The sequence below is a fragment of the Sorangium sp. So ce124 genome (assembly GCF_051525235.1).
In the GTDB taxonomy this organism is placed as follows: domain Bacteria; phylum Myxococcota_A; class Polyangia; order Polyangiales; family Polyangiaceae; genus Sorangium; species Sorangium atrum.
Genome location: NZ_CP150312.1, coordinates 7191690 through 7210966, shown reverse-complemented (window position 1 = coordinate 7210966; position 19277 = coordinate 7191690). Strand labels below are relative to the sequence as shown.

The following is a 19277-nucleotide window of genomic DNA, read 5'->3' as shown; positions in this document are numbered from 1 at the left end:
CGCATGAGACTGCTCCCCAACCCCGAGCGCGCGTGGGAGCGCGCCACGCACGTCCAGACCCTCGCGCGCGCCGAGATCGAGCGGCGCGTCCTGCCGTTCTCCGGCGAAGTGGAGGTGCTCTCCGGCGGGCACGCCAGGCGAGGGATGAGGTGGCTTGAAGCGTCGACCCCGGCGTGGCTCGATAGCGCCTATTGGCGGGCGCCGCAGCTCAGAGAGTCGTTTTCGTGATGAGCACAGAGCTCCTCGCGTAAGCATGCTTGCCGCTCATATTCCGCTCTATCTTGTGGGCCGTTCTCCGTGATGCGGTTAGGGTGCGCCGCCGATGCACAACGGCGCTGACCAGTTCGCGAAGAACATTCTGCGCGAGGCGCTGAGCCGAGCCTCGTCTCCGGAGACGGAGGTGGAGGTGCTCGCGGCGACGCAGAAGATCGATGTGTACAGCGTGCCCGATCCGGCGCGGGACGCTGAGCGCGCCGGCATGGGCTTGCTGGGCGAGCTCTCCGCGGAGCCGAGTCTGTTCGAGCCGTTTCACCGCACGCCCGGCCTTCGGCAGGTCCGCTCGTGTTTGCGCAAGCAGCTCACCTGGTATCACGAGCTCGAACGCCGGGCCCGCGCGTCTGCGTCTCCAGTTGGCGCGTCGTCGAACGATGCGGAACCCGACGCATCGACCCAGCCGGCCGTGGCTTTCCCTGCGCTCGTGGTCATCAGCTCGGGCCGGCCGGAGAGCGTGCTCGCAGCGTACGAGTGCCACAAGGTGAAGCCCGGCGTGTACCACGCGGCGCCGGGGCTCGCGCTTCGCCTCGTCGTGCTGTCCGAGCTGCCCCGGACACAGGAGACGCTGCTCTTGCGCCTGCTCGGATCCGGGCGCGTGCTGCGCGAGGCGCTCGCCGATCTGGCGGCGATGCCGGAGGACGCCTGGGAGAGGAGCGTCGCCACGCCTCTCCTGGTACATTTCCAGCTCGGGCTGGATGAGCAGGCGACGAGCGAGGAGGACGACGTGAGCGCAGAGATCCGGGCGTGGTTCGAGGACTACCAGCAAAAGCTGCGCAACGAAGGGCTGAAGGAAGGGGGGCGCAACCTCCTGCTGCGGCAGCTCCGGGCCCGCTTCGGCGAGCTGCCCGCGGCCGTAGTCGCTCGCATCGACGCAGCCGACGTGGCCGAGCTCGAGCGGTGGGGCGAGCGGGTGCTCGGCGCTCGGACGCTCGACGAGGTGCTCGGCGCCCCGAGCTGAAGGGCCGAGGAAGGCCCGCCGCGCCTGGCCGTCCGGCAGCATGGCCGCGCAGGAGCGGCAGCGATGCTCCGGCGTCCCAGGCGTCGCCGATCCCCCGTCGCTTTCTGCGCAGAAGACGCCCGCTCAGGGCAGGCCGGCAGGCGTCAGGACGACACCTTCACCCAGGCGGGGCGCGCGCTGATCCGCTTCCACCACGCCGCGACGTTCGGCCGATCGGTGATGAGCTCCCCGACGTTCGACACCACGAGACACTGGAGGTACGGCATCCACGAGATGTCGGCCAGCGAGTAGCTCGAACCCGCGAGGTACTCGTGGCCCGCCAGCGCCTTCTCGATCACGTCGAGCGCCCTCGAGACCTCGGCCTTGGACGCATCGACGATGGACTCGTCGCCCGGCTTGCCCTGCATCGGCAGGAAGACCCGCTGGAAGGCGATCTTGACCGCCGGGGTGGCGAAGTACGATTGCTCCACGCTGAGCCACTGATCCATGAGCGCCCTCGCCCTGAGCTCGGTCGGCGTCAGCGAAGCTCCCGGAAGCTTGTGATCGAGGTAACGCATGATCGCCCTCGACTCGTAGAGCGTGAAGTCCTCGTCCTCGAGCACCGGGATCACGCCGAAGGGGTGGCGCGCGAGGTGCTCGGGCTGCTTGTGCGCGCCCTTCGTCAGGTCGACGAGCACGAACTGCGCCTCCTGGCCCTTCTCGGCGAGCACCGTCAGGACCTTGCGCGTACACGTGCTCATGGGATGTCCGTAGATCTTCATCGCGTCTCCTTAGACCTGTGTTCCGTCGCGAGGCGCCGACCGGCGGCGGCCTCCGCGGCGCGCTAGCCTAAACGGATTTCTCCTACCGCGAGCGCCCAGATGACGCGGGCCGACCTCGGCGCGCGCTCATCCCTCGCGCCGCCGGTCCTCCTGCCACTCGGCGTCGCGGGCCGCGGCGAAGACCGGGAGGCGCCTGAGCCACCGCTCGCCGGCGTTCGGGCGCTCGAGCGCGATGCGCAGGGCGGCGATGAGCTCGAGCGGCGCGGCGTCGAGGCCCTGCTCCTTCGCAGCCCATCCCAGCCCGGCGAGGACGGCGTTGGCGACCTCGTAGCCCGGGCGGTGCATCGGCGCCGTGGGCACGGACGCGGGCGCGGCGAAGTGGCGCTCGCACGCGGCGGCGTCGAGGGAGCCCCAGGCCGCGCACACGATCGGGCGGACGGCGTGGATCGAGCAGGCGCCGCGCTCGTCGAGCAGCGGGCAGGGGACGCCGGCCTCGGCGCGCTCCAGGCGGGAGAGCCCGCGCGTCGCCGCGTCGGCGGCGCGGACGCGCTCCTCCAGCGCGGCGAGCTCCGCCTGGCTCCGCGTGGCGCGCAGGTGGGCTGCGATGCGGAGCACCTCCGGCGCCAGCACGAGCACCTTGCTGACACAGCAGGTCGAGCAGCCTGCCCTGCAGGCGATGGGCCGATCGGGCGGCTCGGCGCCCACCGAGGCCCGTTGCAGCGCCTCGGCCCGCGCGAGCGCCGAGGCCGCGGCCGACACCGCGCCGGCCTCGGTGCGCGCGGCGAGCGACGGCGCGAGCGCGGCGCGCTCCCCGTCGGCGATCCCCTCGAGGACGGCGGGGGTGTACCGCGTCCCCGGGGAGAGCGGCAGGGAGCGCTTCCGCGGCGTCATCGCGGCGTTACGCGGTCTCCGGGAGCCGCCAGTCGATCTCCTCGGCGCCGCGGGCGCGGAGGGCGGTGTTGATGGTCGAGAACGGCTTGCTGCCGAAGAACCCGCTCCTCGCCGACAGCGGCGAGGGGTGAGCCGCCTTGATGACCGTGTGGCGCTTCGCGTCGATGAGCTTCGCCTTCTTCTGCGCGTGGCCGCCCCAGAGCACGAACACCACCCCCTCGGGCCTGTCGTTGACCTTCTTGATGACCGCGTCGGTGAACGACTCCCAGCCCTGGTTCTTGTGGGAGTTCGGCGTGTGCGCCCGGACGGTGAGCACGGTGTTCAGCAGCAGCACCCCCTGGGTAGCCCACGTGGTGAGGCAGCCGTGGCTCGGGATCGTGAAGCCCGGCAGATCCGAGACCGCCTCCTTGTACATGTTGGCCAGCGACGGCGGCGGCGTGACGCCCGGGCGCACGGAGAAGCACAGCCCGTGGGCCTGCCCGTCGTCGTGGTACGGGTCCTGGCCGAGGAGCAGCACGCGGACGCTCTCGTACGGCGTGAGCTTGAACGCGGCGAAGACGTCCTCCTCCGCAGGAAACACCTGGTGCGCCTTCCGCTCGTCCTCGACGAAGCGCGCCAGCTTCTTGAAGTACGGCTGTTCGAGCTCTCCGGCGAGCACGCGCTCCCACGAGGCAGGTAGATCGATCTTCATCTCTCGCTCAGACCCCTTCCTTCGGACAGAACTCGCTCATCCGGCACTCCCCGCATTTCGGCTTCCTGGCGACGCAGGTGTAGCGGCCGTGCAGCACCAGCGCGGGGCCGAAGAACGTCCATTGATCCTTCGGCACGATCTTCATCAGATCCTCCTCGATCTGCTCGGGCTTCTCGCGCTTCGAGAGGCCGATGCGCCCGCTGAGGCGGGCGACGTGGGTGTCGACGATGATCCCCGAGGCGATGTCGAACGCCGTGTTGAGCACGACGTTCGCCGTCTTCCTGGCCACGCCGGGCAGCGTGGTGAGATCGGCCATGGTCGCGGGCACCTCGCCGCCGAAGCGCGCGACGAGCTCCCTGCACATGGCCTGCACCATCTTCGTCTTCTGGCGGTAGAAGCCGGTCGGCTTGAGCTCTTCCTCGAGCTCCGCCGTGGGCGCGTCGGCGTACGCCTGCGCCGTCGGGTACTTCGGGAAGAGCGTGGCGGTCACCCGGTTGACGCGCTCGTCCGTGCACTGCGCGGCCAGGATGGTCGCGACGAGCAGATCGAGCGGCGTCTTCCAGTCGAGCTCGTAACGCGCGTCGGGGTACTCCTCGCGCAGTTGATCGAGGAGGAGGGGGATGCGGTCTCGGGCGTTCATGGGGGTCATCGCAGCGTAACCCAGCCCCGGGCCGCCCGTCAGCGGGGCTCGGCCCCTCAGCGACGCCGGGCCACGGGCCCCGGGCGCCTCCGGCCGAAGTAGATCTCGAGCAGCTCGCGTCCCACGAGGTTCGCCTTGGTGCGCCACGCGATGTCGTTGGCCAGCATCACGGAGACCGCGATCTCCGGGCGATCCGACGGCGCGAACGAGGCGAACCACGAGAACATCCGCGACGGGCTGCCGCCGACGAGCGTGCCGGTCTTGGCGGCCACGGGCATGGTGCCGAGGGCGCGGGTGCCGTCGGGCTTGCGGAACGCCTTGGCGCAGGTCCCCCGCCGCGTGGTGATCTCGAGCATCGACCGGAGGGTGCGCGCGACGTCGGTCCGGAGGCCGCGGCCGTCGGTGCTCCGCTGCGTGACGGCGCCCGCGTCCTCGCGGTCCTGCGCGCCCGGCGGCGCGAGCAGCGAGAGGCGGACGCGCTCGCCGTCGTTGGCGATCGTCTGCATCGCGAACAGGGCGCCGAGCGGGCTGAGCCGCCCGCTCCAGAAGCCCGCGGCGGCGCGGGCGAAACCGAGCCCGCCGGCGGGGATGTTGGCGGTGCTCGGCGCGACGGGGATGTCGATGGGGACCTCGCCGTCGAAGCCCAGGTCGCGGGCCTTGTTGCGCAGGTCGTCGGCCGTGAGGTGCCGGCCTGCGAGGCGGGCGAAGACGCCGTTGATGCTGCGGCCGAGCGCCTCGCCGAAGACGGTGCAGGTGGCGCCGCGGCCCTCCAGATCGGCCGCGGTGATCGCGCTCATGCCGCCCGTGTAGCAGACGGGCGTGGCGATGTTCACCTTGCGGCCCTCGAGCAGCGCCGCCGCGGTGACGATCTTGAAGAGGCTCGCGCTCGGGGCGAGCGGGGTCGCGACGTAGTCCCGGTCTCCGCGGCTCGCCCACACGAGGATGCGGCCGGTGCGGACGTCGGAGGCGACGATGGCGCCCTCGGGGGCGCCGGAGCGGGCGAGGAGGCGCTCGGCGGCGCGCTGGAGCTCGGGATCGAGCGTGAGGCGCACCTGCTTGCCCGACGCGCCGACCGTGGCGTGGACCGCCCCGGCCTCTACGTGGAGCTTTCGGACGCCCGGCGGCGCCGGAGATGCTGTCGCCGGCGCGATCCCGACGGCGATCGCGGCGGCGAGCGCGAGGAAGAGACGCGATCGCACCGCGCGGAGATGCCAGGCGGCGCGCCGGAGGGCCAAGTTCCGCGCGCTGTTCGCGCCAGGTATCTCGTCGCCCGAGGAGGACGGACGGGAGCGGCTCGTGAGGTGCTGCGCTCGCTCCTCTGCTTTGCCCTGGAGCGGCTCAGCGTTCTTGTTCCAGGGCGATCCGGTGACCGTCGGGATCGATGACCGTCACGGGCGAGCTGCCTTCGGAGCCGACGGCGCCGACGACCGCGCCCAATGCTCTGAGCGACTCCAGGACCCGTTCGAGGTCGGAGACGACGAGCCCCAGGCGGAGACCGGAGGTCGGCTTGTCCGAGAGCGGATAGAGCTCGAGGATCATTCCTCCCACATCGCACGCGTAGTGCTTTGCTCCGCTGCCGTGCTGCTCTGGGGACAAGCGCAGGCCAAGGCCCTCGTAGAACCGCCGCGAGCGCTCGACGTCCGCGCATCGGAGAACCATGTAGGCAACACGTTGCACGCTCATTGGAGTGGAGCCGCGCGCGCCGACGGAGGTCAGCGCCGCCCTTCCGGCACGATGGTCTCACCGCGCGCCAGCATCGCCACCAGCGTCTCGATCTTCTTCGCGCGCCCGGCGGGTGTCTTCACGTTGTTCATGCGAAACGCCAGCGCGAAGAGGTTTTGGCGCCCGAGGGTCTGGAACGTCTTGCGCGCCCGCGGGTTCGCCTCGATGGCCGCGCGCAGGTCCGCAGGAAGGGTGTCTTCGGTCGCGCTGCGGATGGGGGCGTAGGCGGCCTCCCAGCGACCATCCGCCTTCGCGGCGTCGACCTGCCGCTGGCCGTGCGGGGTCATGCGGCCGGCCGCCGTGAGCCGAGCGATGTGCTCCCTGTTGATCTGGCTCCAGACGCTCCGCGCCTTGCGAGGGGTGTACCGCTGCAGAAACGAGATCTCGTCGAAGGACTTCCGGATGCCGTCGATCCACCCCCAGCACAGGGCCACGTCCAGCGCCTGCGCGCAGGTCACCGTCGGCACGCCCGAGTCCTTCTTGTGAACCTTCAGCCACAGCTCGGTCTCGCGGGCGTGGTTCGCGGCCAGCCAGGCTTCGAAGGCCGCCTCGGTGGGAAAGCTCTTGATTTTGTCTGGATTCGGAATGATCGGTGCCATGAAAAAGGTCCCGGTTAAAGCCTATCAATCAAGGAGTCAAGGAAGCTGGCACGCCGGGTTCTCTGCACGTACCGGAGCTTTGGATCGAGCGAAAGCTCATCGAACGTTGCCCATGGTGACCCGAGCAGCACCAGTGTTCCCCACTTGTCTTCAATAATTTCAGAATTTGAACGACATCCACGCCAGTCGCCAGCGGCTGCCGGTCTGCCGCGGCGCAGCGCCGCCGGCAGCAGCGGCTGATTGGCGGCCTCATGGTTCAATCTTGCTCACGCAGCGCCCTCCCGATGTAGCTACGGCTCATGTCCTTGGCGAAGCCCCGAAACGTCATGACCTCGCTGTTTGAGCAGCGCGGCAGATCGGGAGCGAACAAGCATGAACCGCGTGTACTCCTTCATGAGCGTCGCGAGCTCCTCGATGTCCGATGCGGAGAGCCGTTCGCTCTGGCGCTTGATGTGCAGATCCTCGAGGTCTGCTGCCTTCTCCGGGGCGAGGCTCTGCCTGGCGGCCCGCCAGAGATCCTCGTCACCGAGCAGGTGCAGCGCGGCGATGGCATCCGCCGTGTCGACCGGCAGCTCGTCGGGTTCGTCAGAGAGGGAAGTTGCCACCGCGTCGACGAGCTCGGCCTCGACGGTTCGTTGTGTCTTCTGAGCGCGGCGAGCCAGGCGCTCGTACAGCGGCTCGGGCAGGTTCACGGTAACGGCTCGAACGGCCATACCCTGGTTTACGATGGGCCGTCGAGGACAGCAAGCTCGGCGGTACGAGGCGCAGCGACGCGCCGCCGGCCGTTCTCCTTTGCCGCGCCATGATCGGTATCATCGTCGGCCCAACACCGAGCCACTGATGGTGAGGGAGGTCTCCGCGCGGCTAGGGTTCCCGCTGGAAGCTCCGGAATGCCGAGCGCGCGAGCCCACGGAAGGGACGGCCTGGTCCGACGGATCCGCGTGCGGGAGGCTCGCCGCCGCCGCGGCGGTCGTCGCCGAGCGTCGGGTCTGGTAGGGTGCGCGCAGAGGTGCCTGTGCTCAAGCTGCCGAAAGATCTCGTCGCCGATCCGCGCCATGACGCGGTGTCCGATCTCCTCACCAAGCACGCGGGTCTCTTGTGGGAGAGCGGCCGAAACCAGGTGGCGACGCTCCCGATGACCGACGCGCTGGCCGCGGAGCTCCGCGGCGCGCTCGCGGCCGAGCACGCCTGCCACGGCCTCGAGCTCATCGCCGAGAAGCTCGCCGGCGAGCAGAAGGGGCTGGACGCCGCGGCCAGGAGGGCCCCGGAGAGCCCGCAGAACGCCCGCGCGTCGCGCATCCTCTTCCTCGCGAGCGACGGCAGCACCCGCTTCTATCGCGACTGCGACGCGCTCCTCTCCCGCTACCCCCAGCGCCTCCTGGCCTGCCGGCTCGAGATCGCGGGCGAGGCGCTGGGTGAGAAGCTCACGGGGAGCGCAAGGCTGATCCGGAGCGTGCTTGTCCTCGACAAGAAGGTTGCCGCCAGAGCGCTGCTCGCCCTGCTCCCGCCGGGCTGACGCCTGACGGCGCCACGGCACGCTCCACCGCAGCGCGTCCTCCATCCACCCGGCGCTCGCGCACAGCACGCGGCGCTCGCGTGCAGGCAGCACCATCGGCGCGGCCTCCTGGAGGGGCGCGCCTCCGCGCCTGAAGGTCATGGCCTCCAGGCCACAGCCTCCACACAGGCACCCAGCATTTTAGCAGGACTGTCGCCGTGCTCCCGTACCGGCGCTCGCTCCACGAGCGCCCCCCTCGAGGTCGCCGGAAATCCGCGCCCGCCGGACCGGCACGCTGCGTGCTCAGCGTGCTCAGGAGGAAGGATCGTCAGTCGAACAATCGATCCCCGACCGGAGAGAACCCGTCATGAAATCTACCGCATTCATCCTCAGCAGCCTCGTTGTCCCCTTCGCCCTCGTCGGTTGCGTCTCGGACTCCGAACCTCTCGACGAGGGGCCCATGGACGTCGAGGAGGTCGCCGCCTTCCCCGAGGCAGCCCGCGCCCCGGCGGAGGTGCAGCCGTCCGAGGGCATCGGCGCGCAGAACACGGCGCCGGCCGCGGATGCGCTCGTCCAGCAGACGCTGACCCCCGTCGCGAAGTCTGGCGCAGAGATCGCGGTCAGCTCCGGCAGCGCGCAGTCCCTCGTCCTCCTCCAGCTCCCGATCGTCAACCTGCTTTACAACCCCGGCTTCGAGAACGCGCAGGCCGGCATCCCGTCGGGCTTCATCGATCATGGCAACGCCAACGCCTCATGGTTCGCCGGCTGGGGCACCGCGGCGGACTCCTGGCCTGCCACGAGCAATGATCTGAACTACGGCGCCATCGCGACATGGCTCAAGACCGACGTCGTGCACACGGCCAACAGGCGCAGCCTCCTCGTGTCCGCGACGACGACCAACGGCGGCATCGCCCAGCAGTACTGGACATCCGCCAGCCCGCCGCCCAACAACCCCTACCTGCGGTTCAGCGTCTGGGTCTATACAGTGACCGGGCAGGTGACGATAGGGCTCGGCAGCGGCGGGACCGGTTATAACACCAGGACCTCGACCCAGACCGGAAAGTGGGAGTACCTCCAGACCTGCGGCACGTCGTTCAACAACGAGGTCTACATCTACACGATCGGCGGGCCGGCCGTGTACTACGTGGACGACGCCAACGTGTCGGCGACGCCTTCGCCCCTCCTCGACCAGTACTGCTCGCCCGGCGGCGTCGTCTTCTGATCCACGCCGCCGCCGCCCGGCGCGCAAGTCGGGAGAACCCGCGCCGGGCGCACCGAACATGGGCTCCGCGCTGCATCGCTCAGTCGGTGCAGCACGGCGCCCCGCCGGGGGCGCCGCAGGTCGCCGGATCGTCGCTGCATGGCAGCCCCCAGGCCACGGCGGCGCCGAGGACAACCTCCACCTGCGCCGTGTGCTTCGTCGAGCCGTCGTCGTTGCGCGCCTCCGCCGCGAGGAGCACGTGGGTCCCCTCCTTGAGCGCAGCGGCCGGATCCCACACTCTTCCGGGGAGGAACGCAATGAGCCCGTACGCGTGTGGGAACTCCCCGGGGAGGAGCTCGATCATCCCCTCCTGCGGCACGCCCGGTGGGAACAGGTCCCCTGTCGCAGGGTCCTTGACGCTGTACCGAACGCGGACCCTCTCCCCGCAGTCGCTGCAGCCGACGGCGAACCAGAGGTGATATCCCCCCTGGGGCCCGGCCATCACCGGGAGCGTGGCGCCCTCCTCGATGCTCTCGAAGCAGGTCTCGCCGGTCCCGATCTCGAACACCGCGGGGTCGTCCGGCAGGCGGCACCCGCCGCCACCGCCCGCCCCCGTGGAGCCTCCGCCGCCACCTTCCCCCGTGGAGCCGCCGCCTTCCCCCGTGGAGCCGCCAGCGCCCGCTCCATTCGAGCTCCCGCCGCCTCCCTCGCCGGTCGAGGCGCTGCCGACGCTCCCCTCGCCGGTGGAACTACCGCTGTCACCCTCGCCGGCGGAGCCGCCCATCGAGTCCGCCTCGACGCTCGAGCTGCAGTGGAGACACAGCAGCGCGAGGGGGAACACGGGAGTTGCTTGCCAGCGGGTCAATGCGCGAAGAAAGGACCTCATTCTCATGGGGAGCACCTGGAACACGCGAGAGCGCTGTAGAGGGGACGACCGGAGCGCTTTACCTTCAGGCGCGATGTCCCGGAGGGCCGCGGCGGACTCGACGTCAGCGTCGGCCCTGGCAGACTTGGCAGCAACCGTTCCATCGCCGCTCCGCGCGATCCGGGCGTTTTTCCGAGCGCGCCCGCTGGCGCGCTGCGCCATGTGTGCCAGGCGCAGACAGCGCTGGCACAGGGACCAGGCGCCCACGGCCCGGCGGGCGTAGGCGTGCGCGCTGGAGAAGAGCGGCGGCGGCGCGCCCGGCCCGGCCGGCGTCTTCGAGACCCACGCCGTGCCTTGGCGCGCTATGGTGTCGTCTCCCGGCCGGGCCGGGGGTTCCTTGCCGCCCATGCCGACGACCCGCCTGTTGCACAGCGCCGAGATCCCCCAGGCCGACAACCTCGCGAACGTGCGGCGCGTGCTGGAGGCGCTCTCGGGCGGGGTGACCGAGAAGGAGCGGATCTCGGAGCAGACGGGCATCTCCTTGCGGCACGTCGGCTATGCGCTCGCCGCTGCCCGCGTCCTCGGCTGGCTCGGCGACGACGGCGCCTCGATCACGCCCGCGGCACGCGAGCTGCTCGCCACCTCGTCCGGCTCTGCCGACGAGCGGACGCACCTGCGGCGCGCGATCTTCGCCTGCGAGGTCGTGAAGGAGGTCGCGCCGGATCTCTTCGAGCCCTCGGCGCCAACGCGGGAGGCGCTCGCGCGGCGCATCTTCCGCTTCACCGCGGGCATCGGGAAGGAAACCGCGCGCCGGCGCGCGCAGACCCTGCTCGCCTGGCGGAGCCAGGTGCTGGAGCGGCAGCTCCCGCTCTTCCCGAAGCGTCCGAAAAAGCGCGCCGCCACGGCGGCGGCGGGCGCTGGCGAGGAGACAGCGCCCGCCGAGGAGACAGCGTCCGGCGAGGCGACGGCGCCGCGGCGCTGACCTCGCTGCTCTACCGCGCTGCCGGGGCCTTGCGGGCGCCGCGCGCCGCGCGCAGCTCGTCGGGGCTCAGCTTGCCGTCGCGGTTCGCGTCCGCCGCCTTCACCCGCTCCCAGCGCTTCTCACCCACCTCGTCCCTGGTGAGGAAGCCGTCGCCGTTCTTGTCCTTCTTGGCGAAGCGCGCCTTCTGCTTCGCCTGCCGCTCCTTCATGCGCTGCTCGGCGTGCGCCTTGAGCTCCTCGGCCGACAGGTTGCCGTCCTTGTTCGTGTCCGCCTTGCCGAGCCGCTTCTGCGCCTTCTCGGGGAGCTCCGCGACGGTCAGCTTGCCGTCGCCGTTCTTATCGAAGCGCTTGATGAGGCGGGCCGGGTCCTTCGGGCCGTGCTGGCGGCGGGCGTCCTTGCCCTGGCCCTGGTGCGGCGCCGGCTTGTCCCCCGTGCCGCCCGCGCCGTTCGCCGCGTAGGCCGCTCCGCCGCCGGCGAGGACGGCCGCGGCAAGGAAGGTGCCGAGGACGAAGCGACGGATCGCGCTGTGGGTCTTGTTGGAGGAGAGGGCGAGGGTCATTGGGTCGTGCTCCTTGGTGCAAGGGCCAGCCTGTTCTTGCCGGCTTCTGTTCCTGGGACGCTCCCCGGGCCGCCCTCCCTACGCGCCCCTCGATCTTTTTTCCGGGCGCGGGCGCGACCCCCGGCGCCTCCGGGTTCACGGCGGGGTGCCCGAGGTCGAGGACGCCTCTGCCCGCAGGTATCCTGTGCAAATCCTGCTATTCGCGTCGGGGAAGGCGCATAACGTGGGATCCTCACCGCGCGGCGCCCGGCGAGACCGCGCCGGAACGCGCGCCGAGAAGGAAGAACGCATGAACCCTTATGCACCTCCGACCGCATCCATCGAGCCTCACGACGCGGGCGCCGAGCCGATCAGCCCGGAGCGGCGCCTCGAGATCCAGAAGAAGCTGAGTCGCTTCAGCAGATTGAGCTTCCTCTTCGGGGTGCCGGGGTTCCTCCTGCAATCGGCGGGTCGCGCGATGGACAGCGCTCCCCTCTCGCTCCTCGGCGTCGTCCTGTTCATCATCGCCCTCGTGTATTACGCGAAGATGCGCGGCCGGAGCGGCGCGTGGGGCATCGTGGGGCTGGCCACCTGCATCGGGCTGGCGCTCCTCTACTTCCTGCCGAAGCACTGCCTGAACTGCGCGGCGAAGCACTCGTACCGATCGAAGGATTGCAATCGCTGCGGCGCTCCGCTCGGCTCCTGAGCGGGCGGATCGCGCCTCGCCACGTCGCGCGCTCGCCTCGGAGTTACCGCGTTGCCGGCGCCTTGTGCGCGGCGTGCGCCGCGCGCAGCTCATCGGGGCTGAGCTTGCCGTCGCGGTTCGCGTCCGCCGCCTTCATCTGCTCCCAGCGCTTTTCACCCACCTCGTCCCTGGTGAGGAAGCCGTCGCCGTTCTTGTCGTTCTGGGCGAAGCGCGCGTTCTGCTTCGCTTGCCGCTCCTTCACCTGCTGCTCGGCGTTCGCCTTGAGCTCCTCGGCCGACAGGGTGCCGTCCTTGTTCGTGTCGGCCTGGCCGAGCTGCTTCTGCATCTTCTCGGGGAGCTCTGCGACGGTCAGCTTGCCGTCGCCGTTCTTATCGAAGCGCTTGATGAGGCGGGCCGGGTCCTTCTGGCCGTGCTCGCGGTGGGCGTTCTTGCTCTGGCCCTGGTGCGGCGCCGGCTTGTCCCCCGTGCCGCCCGCGCCGTCCGCCGCGTAGGCCGCTCCGCCGCCGGCGAGGAGGGCCGCTGCGAGAAAGCTGCCGAGGACGAAGCGACGGATCGCGCTGTGGGTCTTGTTGGAGAAGAGAGCGAGGGTCATTGGGTCGTGCTCCTTGGTGCACGGGAGAGCGTCTTCGTATCGGCTTTTGTTCCTGGGACCCTCCCCGGGCCGCCCTCCCTCCGCGCCCCTCGATTCTTTTTCTTTTGTGAGCGGTGACGAGGCGGACCCCCGGCGCGCTCGCGATGGGCTTCGTGCCGGCTGGGCTCGCCAAGACGCATGCCGCGCGGACGGAGGGCAGGGGGCCGCGAAGGACCAAAGGATCAGGCTTCGCCCGAGGTAACCTGCCTCGATGGATATCTCCTCGATCCCCGCAGCCAACCCCCCTCCCAGCGAGATGGAGTTGCGCCTGGAGAAGCACCGGCAGGAGCTGACCGGCCACTGTTACCGGATGCTCGGCTCCGCGTTCGACGCGGACGACGCCGTGCAGGAGACGATGGTGCGGGCGTGGCGGAGCTTCGATCAGCTCGAGGGCAGCGCGGCGATGCGATCGTGGCTGTACCGCATCGCCACCAACGTGTGCCTCGACATGCTGCGGGGCCGGTCGAGGCGGGCGCGACCGATGGATCTCGGCCCGGCGGGCTCGGCCGAGAACCCGGTCCTCGACACGCTGGCGGAGACGACGTGGGTGCTGCCGATCCCCGACGGTCGGGTGCTGGCGGCGTCCTGCGACCCGGCGGAGCTGGTCTCGTCGCGGCAGACGATCCGGCTCGCGTTCGTGGCGGCGCTCCAGCGGCTCCCGCCCCGGCAGCGCGCGGCGCTGCTGCTGAAGGAGGTCCTGTCCTGGGAGGCCGCGGAGATCGCGGAGCTGCTCGGGATGACCGTCGCCTCGGTCAACAGCGCGCTGCAGCGCGCCCGGGCGACGATGGGCCAGGACGAGAAGACCGACCTCCATGAGCCGATGAACGAGGCGCAGCGGTCCCTGCTCGGCCGCTACGTCGCGGCCTTCGAGCGGCAGGACGTCGACGCGCTGGTCTCGCTGCTCCGGGAGGACGCGACCTGGTCGATGCCGCCCTACCGGCTGTGGCTCCGGGGGCGTCCCTCGGTGCACGCCTGGCTCCTCAAGGTGGGCGAGGGGTGCAGAGGCTCGCGGCTCCTGCCGGTGGCGGCGAACGGATCCTTCGCGCTGGGGCAGTACCGGCCGAGCGGCCCTGGCGGCGCCTTCGTCCCGTGGGCGATCCAGGTCATCGAGGTGTCCGCCGGGGAGATCGTCGGGGTGTGCTCGTTCCTCGACGCCGAGCGGCTCTTCCCGCTCTTCGGCCTGCCCCTCCGGCCCGAGGCGTAGCTCCGAAAAAAATCTTCCCGACGACCGATGAATCGGGCGCGGTCGCGCGGTCCTAGGGATCGAATCGGCCGCGCCGCGCCACCGTGACCCCGGGGCGGGCGGACCGATCTGTCCAGAACGACCCGGAGGAGACGATGGAGATGAGCGCCTTGATGTCGGAGAAGCACGTGGAGCCGGTGGTGGTGTCGAACAAGAAGGTCTGGGCCGGGCGTGTCCTTAGCGGCCTCTCGGTGGCGTTCCTGCTCTTCGACAGCATCGGGAAGCTGATGATGGTGCCCCAGGTGCTGGAGGGGTCCGAGCAGCTCGGCTATCCCGTGAGCTCGGTCCGCGGCATCGGGCTCGTCCTGCTGGCGAGCGTCGTCACGTACGTGATCCCGCGCACCTCCGTGCTCGGCGCGGTCCTGCTGACGGGCTTCCTGGGCGGCGCCATCGCCACGCACGTGCGCGTCGACAACCCGCTGTTCAGCCACGTCCTGTTCCCTGTGTACGTCGCCGCGATGATCTGGGGCGGGCTGCTCCTGCGCGACGAGCGGCTGCGCGCGCTGTTTCCGCTCCGGAAGTAGCGGGGGTCGGGGGATCGTCGCGCGACCGAGGCGTCCGAGCGGCTCGCGCGGCCTGTGATCGAGGAACGCCCGCCGTGCCGGGCGAGCACCCAAGGAGAGACGACGATGCGATTCTTGATGCTGTATCGGCCTGACAAAAGCCAGCAGGAGCTCTGTGCTCCCGATCCCGAGCACATGGCGCAGATGGGGAAGCTCGTCGACGAGATGACGAGAGAGGGCGTGCTCCTCGGCACCGACGCGCTCCTCCCCGCCGCGATGGGCGCGCGCGTCCGGAGAGCAGGCGCCGAGCTCACCGTGAGCGACGGGGCGCTCCCGGACATGAAGGATCCGATGGTCGGCTACGCGCTGATCCGGGCGGCCTCGAAGGAGGAGGCGATCGCGGGGGCGAAGCGCTTCCTCCAGGTCGCAGGGGAGGGCACCTGCGAGGTGCTGCCGCTGATGGACGGGCCTCCGCCCTCCTGAGCGCGCCAGCCGTGCGCTGTTGCACTGTCGTCTGAATTGTACAGTGTGACGGCTGTCTGAAGCCTCCGGTTTGAGTTTCATCTCTCCCGGGAGGGTGTCGACAGCCTCCGGCCAGAGTTTCATCTCTCCCGGAGGGTGTCGACAGCCTCCGGTTTGAGTTTCATCTCTCCCGGGAGGGTGTCGACAGCCTCCGGCCAGAGCTTCATCTCTCCCGGAGGGTGTCGACAGCCTCCGGCCAGAGTTTCATCTCTCCGGGAGGGTGTCGACAGCCTCCAAGGGGGCGAACCGGCCCTTGACTCCGTGCGCGCGCTCACTTTTACGTGGTGTGCGTCGCCATCGCCTCTCCGCGGCGCCAAGGAGCCCCACCATGCACACTCGCAAGCTCGGAACTCTGCAGGTCTCCGCCCTCGGCCTCGGCTGCATGGGCATGAGCGATTTCTACGGCGAGCGCGACGAGGCCGAGTCGATCGCCACGATCCACCGCGCCATCGAGCTCGGCGTCACGCTGCTCGACACAGCGGACATGTATGGTCCCTTCACGAACGAGGAGCTCGTCGGCCGGGCCATCGCGGGCCGGCGCGATCGCGTCGTCCTCGCGACAAAGTGCGGCATCGTCCGCGACCCGAACGACGTCACGGTCCGCGGCATCAACGGCGCGCCGGCGTACATCCGCTCGGCCTGCGAAGCGAGCCTGCGGCGCCTGCGCGTCGACGTCATCGATCTGTACCAGCTGCACCGCGTCGATCCGAAGACGCCAATCGAGGACAGCGTCGGCGCGATGGCCGACCTCGTGAAGGCCGGCAAGGTGCGCGCGATCGGCCTCTCGGAGGCGAGCTCGTCGACGCTCCGGCGCGCCCACGCGGTGCACCCGCTCGCGTCGGTGCAGACCGAATACTCGCTCTGGTCGCGCGATCCCGAGGACGACGTGCTCGCCACGTGCCGCGAGCTCGGCATTGGCTTCCTCGCGTACAGCCCCCTCGGCCGCGGCTTCCTCACGGGGCAGATCCGGCGCTTCGAGGATCTCGCGCCGGACGACTACCGGCGCATCTCGCCGCGATTCCAGGGCGAGAACTTCCAGCGGAACCTGGATCTCGTGGCGAAGGTCGAGGGCATCGCGCGGGAGAAGGGCGTGAAGGCGTCGCAGCTCGCGCTCGCCTGGGTGCTCGCGCAGGGGGACTTCATCGTCCCGATCCCCGGCACGAAGCGCCGCAGCTACCTCGAGGAGAACGTCGCCGCGGAGGCGCTCGAGCTGACCGAGGGCGATCTGCGGCGCCTCGACGCGGTGGTGCCGAAGGGCGCGGCCGTCGGCCTCCGCTACCCGGAGCCGGGCATGCAGCTCGTGAACCAGTGAGCGACGCGGCCTGAGGACCGCGCGCACGCCGATCCGGCGCGCGGCATCATGTGTCTTCGGGCGCGGGGTCAGCCCTGTCTTTCGGGCGCGCGGCGACCCTCGCCTCTTCGGGCACCCCGGGCAGCCGGAAGACATGCAGGGGGCCCTCGGACGAGAGCAGTCCGGCGAGCGCCGGATCGGTCATCACCTCGAGGAGATCGCGCTCCGTGTCGTCGACCGTGCACCGTCGCCGCACGAGGCGGACGACCTGCGAGTAGTCCACGTGATCCGGATCGTGCGCGAGCCCGAGGGGTTGCCACAGCGTGTGCTGGCCGTACCTGTGGGCCGCGCCCGGGTCGAACCAGCCGTAGTTGGCGGCCCGGTCGGGGCGATCCGCGAGGCGGTTGGTGAGTACCCAGTGCTTGCCCACGTTCTCGATGAGCCCGGTGCGCCCCGCGACGTGCTCCTCGACGCGGCGGTGGTGCTCCAGCATGCGGGAGGTGCTGGCCATCGTGGCATCCGGGGCGCCGATGCACGGCGGGATCCGCACGCTGGCCTGCTCCCACACGAGGTCGCAGAGGCGCGTCGTCAGCAACGCGCACTCGAGCAGATCCGCGATTCGCTGGGTCGTCCGCGCGGAGGCATTCACGCGGACGGAGTCCTCCGCGTCGCCGATGCGGAGCGCGTCGGCGCTCACGAGGAACGTCGCGCGGCGCTCCTCGAGCTGGCTGTACACAGGGACCCACGAGATCGGCGCCAGGTAGCCGGCCTGCACCGCTTCCAGGATGGCCTCCTCGCGCGCCGCGCACGCGTGCTCTGGAAGGCCTGCGACGAAATCGGTGCCTCTCAGGACGTCTGTCATGCTCCCCCTCCCGCGAGCGCGACCGCGGCGCTCGAGGTGAAAGCGTGAGCGGAAGCGGGCGCGGCAGGAAGATGTTTCGCTCTCTCGTCCACGGCGTGCCCACGGCCGCGCGCTCCCGTGCCGCTTTGCGCTGTCCGTCCGCTCGCCCTAAGCTCCGCCCCATGTCGCCCCCGGCGAGCCGTCTCTCCCTGCGTCCGTCCCGCGCGCCCCGCGCACCCCGCTTCCTCCTCGCCGCCTGCGCCGCCGTCCTCGCCGCGCAGGCGGCCGGCTGCGGCTCGAGCGCTTCCCGGGGGCCCGACGCAGGCGCCGCGATCTCGTCGATCGACGCGCGCTTGCGCGGCAGCTTCAGGCTCGTCCGGTTCGAGCCCGAGGTCCCGCTCGAACCGATGCTCGCGTCGATGCTCGAGTTCCAGTACGCGCACCTGGTCGTCCGCTTCGATGGGAAGCGCATCCTCGCGGACTCGCCCGGCCTCCACGTGGACCGCGCCTACGAGATCCGCGACCCCGCGTGGGATCGGTTCAAGATCGTCTCCTACGACGAGGCAGGGGTCGCCTACGAGGCGCTGTGCGAGTTCTCGGGCCAGGAAGAGCTCGTCGTGCACGCGCAGACGCCGCCCTGGAAGGGCGTCGCCACGCTCCGGCGGGCACAGTAGCGAGCGGCCGGCCCTCTCGCGTCGACGCCCGTCAGCGGCGGAGCGGGAGCAGATCCGCGCGTGATGCGCCTGCCATGCTCCCTTGATGAGACGAAGAGACGCATGCTCGTGCAGGCGTGCTCTGGTGCGTTCCGGTGCGTCGATGGGAGGACAGGGCGTGCGCTGTAGGATGCGCTGCACGCGCCTCCGGCACGCTCGAAGTTCACCCGGCGCTATCGTCCTCTGGTAAGATAGCTAGGACGGACGTAACTGTCCACGCGGCGCGCCAAGGAATCATCGGATCATGAACGACGGCGAAGCGGATGTTGTCGCTACCATGCGAGCGGAACTGGAGATGCTCCGCTGGCGCAACGCCGAGCTCGAGCGGGAGCTCGCCGAGAAGCAGCGCGTCGAGAACGCGCTGCGGGAGAGCGAGGCGCGCTACCGGGGCATCGTCGAGGACCAGACCGAGCTCATCTGCCGCTTCCGGATGGATGGCACGCTGACCTTCGTCAACGACATCTACTGCCGGTACTTCGAGAAGACGCGGGAGGAGCTGGTCGGCTACCGCTTCATGCCGATGGTCCCCGACGAGGACGGGCCGCACCTCGCTCGGCAGTTCGCGAAGCTCGGCCCCGAGGACCCGATCGTCCACACCGAGCACCGCGTCATCCTCCCGAACGGCTCGATCCGCTGGTTGCACTGGACCAACCGCGCCCCGCTCGGCGAGGGGGGGCCGCTCGCCGAGTTCCAGGCGATCGGCGTCGACGTCACCGAGCGACGGCACGCGGAGGACGAGGTGAAGCGCCTCAACGCCGAGCTCGAGGTGCGCGTGGCGGACAAGACGAAGCGGCTCGAGCAGATGGTCCGCGAGCTGTCGACCCCGCTGATGCCGGTGGCGGATCAGGTCATCGCGGTGCCGCTGATCGGCTTCCTCGACAGCGACCGCGCCGCGGCGACGCTCGAGACCGTGCTCAACGGGGTCGTCACGCACAGCGCCAGGACGGTGGTCCTCGACATCACCGGCGTGGGGGTCATCGACTCCCAGGTAGCCGACTCGCTCATCCGGCTGGCCAAGGCGGTGAACCTCCTCGGCTCCCAGGTGGTGCTCACCGGCATCCAGCCGCGGATCGCGCAGACGCTGGTCGCGCAGGGCGTCGGCGTGGGCGGCGTCGTGACGCTCCGGACCCTGAAAGAGGGTATCGCGTTCGCCCTGCGGCGCGGGCTCACCGCCTCTCGACCTCCGGCCCTCCAGGGCAGCTAGCTCCGAG

The 19277-nt window shown here is 70.4% G+C and carries 24 protein-coding genes; 12 read left to right on the top strand and 12 right to left on the bottom strand.

Going from position 1 to position 19277, the window contains the following annotated elements; translation table 11 throughout:
• Positions 1-3 precede the first annotated feature (3 nt).
• On the top strand, positions 4-228 hold the full coding sequence (locus WMF19_RS26965) for a hypothetical protein (RefSeq protein ID WP_437892988.1): 225 nt from the start codon (positions 4-6) through the stop codon (positions 226-228).
• Between the two features lie 94 nt (positions 229-322).
• Entirely contained in the window at positions 323-1231 is a 909-nt protein-coding gene (locus tag WMF19_RS26960; protein ID WP_437790456.1) for a DUF4351 domain-containing protein, read from the top strand.
• Positions 1232-1374: 143 nt separating this feature from the next.
• Here the strand turns inward: WMF19_RS26960 and WMF19_RS26955 are convergent, their stop codons facing one another.
• The 8 genes from WMF19_RS26955 to WMF19_RS26920 all read right to left on the bottom strand — a co-directional run bounded on the left by WMF19_RS26955 (position 1375) and on the right by WMF19_RS26920 (position 7227).
• Positions 1375-1992, bottom strand: coding sequence for a glutathione S-transferase family protein (locus WMF19_RS26955; RefSeq protein ID WP_437892987.1), 618 nt, complete (start codon positions 1990-1992; stop codon positions 1375-1377).
• Between the two features lie 126 nt (positions 1993-2118).
• Positions 2119-2883 (bottom strand): YkgJ family cysteine cluster protein, encoded by a 765-nt coding sequence (locus WMF19_RS26950; protein WP_437892986.1) that lies wholly within the window; start codon positions 2881-2883, stop codon positions 2119-2121.
• Positions 2884-2890: 7 nt separating this feature from the next.
• Positions 2891-3574, bottom strand: a complete 684-nt coding sequence (ung, locus tag WMF19_RS26945; protein ID WP_437892985.1) for a uracil-DNA glycosylase — start codon at positions 3572-3574, stop codon at positions 2891-2893.
• 7 nt (positions 3575-3581) lie between these two features.
• Positions 3582-4214, bottom strand: coding sequence for an endonuclease III (nth, locus tag WMF19_RS26940; RefSeq protein WP_437892984.1), 633 nt, complete (start codon positions 4212-4214; stop codon positions 3582-3584).
• Between the two features lie 56 nt (positions 4215-4270).
• On the bottom strand, positions 4271-5413 hold the full coding sequence (locus tag WMF19_RS26935) for a penicillin-binding transpeptidase domain-containing protein (RefSeq protein WP_437892983.1): 1143 nt from the start codon (positions 5411-5413) through the stop codon (positions 4271-4273).
• Between the two features lie 139 nt (positions 5414-5552).
• Positions 5553-5873 carry a VOC family protein gene (locus tag WMF19_RS26930; protein WP_437901680.1) on the bottom strand — a complete coding sequence of 107 codons (321 nt, stop codon included), beginning with the start codon at positions 5871-5873 and terminating at the stop codon, positions 5553-5555.
• Between the two features lie 53 nt (positions 5874-5926).
• Positions 5927-6535 carry a YdeI/OmpD-associated family protein gene (locus WMF19_RS26925; protein ID WP_437892982.1) on the bottom strand — a complete coding sequence of 203 codons (609 nt, stop codon included), beginning with the start codon at positions 6533-6535 and terminating at the stop codon, positions 5927-5929.
• Between the two features lie 290 nt (positions 6536-6825).
• Entirely contained in the window at positions 6826-7227 is a 402-nt protein-coding gene (locus WMF19_RS26920) for a hypothetical protein (protein ID WP_437892981.1), read from the bottom strand.
• 317 nt (positions 7228-7544) lie between these two features.
• Here WMF19_RS26920 and WMF19_RS26915 point away from each other — a divergent pair, with 317 nt between their 5' ends.
• Entirely contained in the window at positions 7545-8051 is a 507-nt protein-coding gene (locus tag WMF19_RS26915; RefSeq protein WP_437892980.1) for a hypothetical protein, read from the top strand.
• Between the two features lie 346 nt (positions 8052-8397).
• A complete protein-coding gene (locus WMF19_RS26910) occupies positions 8398-9252 on the top strand; it encodes a hypothetical protein (protein WP_437892979.1) in 855 nt (284 codons plus the stop codon).
• A gap of 79 nt (positions 9253-9331) precedes the next feature.
• Here WMF19_RS26910 and WMF19_RS26905 read toward each other — a convergent pair whose 3' ends face one another.
• Complete coding sequence (locus WMF19_RS26905; RefSeq protein WP_437892978.1) at positions 9332-10072, bottom strand: hypothetical protein; 741 nt, start codon at positions 10070-10072, stop codon at positions 9332-9334.
• Positions 10073-10502: 430 nt separating this feature from the next.
• On the opposite strand from WMF19_RS26905, the gene WMF19_RS26900 reads away from it, so the two are divergent.
• Complete coding sequence (locus WMF19_RS26900; protein ID WP_437892977.1) at positions 10503-11078, top strand: hypothetical protein; 576 nt, start codon at positions 10503-10505, stop codon at positions 11076-11078.
• A 10-nt stretch (positions 11079-11088) separates the two neighbouring features.
• Here the strand turns inward: WMF19_RS26900 and WMF19_RS26895 are convergent, their stop codons facing one another.
• Positions 11089-11637 (bottom strand): EF-hand domain-containing protein, encoded by a 549-nt coding sequence (locus WMF19_RS26895; RefSeq protein WP_437892976.1) that lies wholly within the window; start codon positions 11635-11637, stop codon positions 11089-11091.
• Positions 11638-11926: 289 nt separating this feature from the next.
• Between WMF19_RS26895 and WMF19_RS26890 the strand changes: the two genes are divergently transcribed.
• The gene (locus WMF19_RS26890; RefSeq protein ID WP_437892975.1) at positions 11927-12322 is read left to right on the top strand and encodes a hypothetical protein; all 396 of its coding nucleotides are present in this window, start codon (positions 11927-11929) and stop codon (positions 12320-12322) included.
• Between the two features lie 43 nt (positions 12323-12365).
• Here the strand turns inward: WMF19_RS26890 and WMF19_RS26885 are convergent, their stop codons facing one another.
• The gene (locus WMF19_RS26885; protein WP_437892974.1) at positions 12366-12914 is read right to left on the bottom strand and encodes an EF-hand domain-containing protein; all 549 of its coding nucleotides are present in this window, start codon (positions 12912-12914) and stop codon (positions 12366-12368) included.
• Between the two features lie 250 nt (positions 12915-13164).
• Between WMF19_RS26885 and WMF19_RS26880 the strand changes: the two genes are divergently transcribed.
• From WMF19_RS26880 to WMF19_RS26865, 4 genes are all read left to right on the top strand, one after another.
• Complete coding sequence (locus WMF19_RS26880) at positions 13165-14157, top strand: sigma-70 family RNA polymerase sigma factor (RefSeq protein WP_437892973.1); 993 nt, start codon at positions 13165-13167, stop codon at positions 14155-14157.
• Positions 14158-14291: 134 nt separating this feature from the next.
• Positions 14292-14720: a DoxX family protein gene (locus WMF19_RS26875; RefSeq protein WP_373372156.1), complete on the top strand. Its 429-nt coding sequence runs from the start codon at positions 14292-14294 to the stop codon at positions 14718-14720.
• A gap of 105 nt (positions 14721-14825) precedes the next feature.
• Entirely contained in the window at positions 14826-15182 is a 357-nt protein-coding gene (locus WMF19_RS26870) for a YciI family protein (protein WP_437892972.1), read from the top strand.
• Between the two features lie 367 nt (positions 15183-15549).
• On the top strand, positions 15550-16533 hold the full coding sequence (locus WMF19_RS26865; RefSeq protein WP_437892971.1) for an aldo/keto reductase: 984 nt from the start codon (positions 15550-15552) through the stop codon (positions 16531-16533).
• Between the two features lie 46 nt (positions 16534-16579).
• Here WMF19_RS26865 and WMF19_RS26860 read toward each other — a convergent pair whose 3' ends face one another.
• Complete coding sequence (locus WMF19_RS26860; protein WP_437790424.1) at positions 16580-17374, bottom strand: hypothetical protein; 795 nt, start codon at positions 17372-17374, stop codon at positions 16580-16582.
• 161 nt (positions 17375-17535) lie between these two features.
• Between WMF19_RS26860 and WMF19_RS26855 the strand changes: the two genes are divergently transcribed.
• Complete coding sequence (locus WMF19_RS26855) at positions 17536-18027, top strand: hypothetical protein (RefSeq protein ID WP_437892970.1); 492 nt, start codon at positions 17536-17538, stop codon at positions 18025-18027.
• Positions 18028-18343: 316 nt separating this feature from the next.
• Positions 18344-19270 carry a PAS domain S-box protein gene (locus WMF19_RS26850; RefSeq protein WP_437892969.1) on the top strand — a complete coding sequence of 309 codons (927 nt, stop codon included), beginning with the start codon at positions 18344-18346 and terminating at the stop codon, positions 19268-19270.
• Positions 19271-19277: the final 7 nt, after the last annotated feature.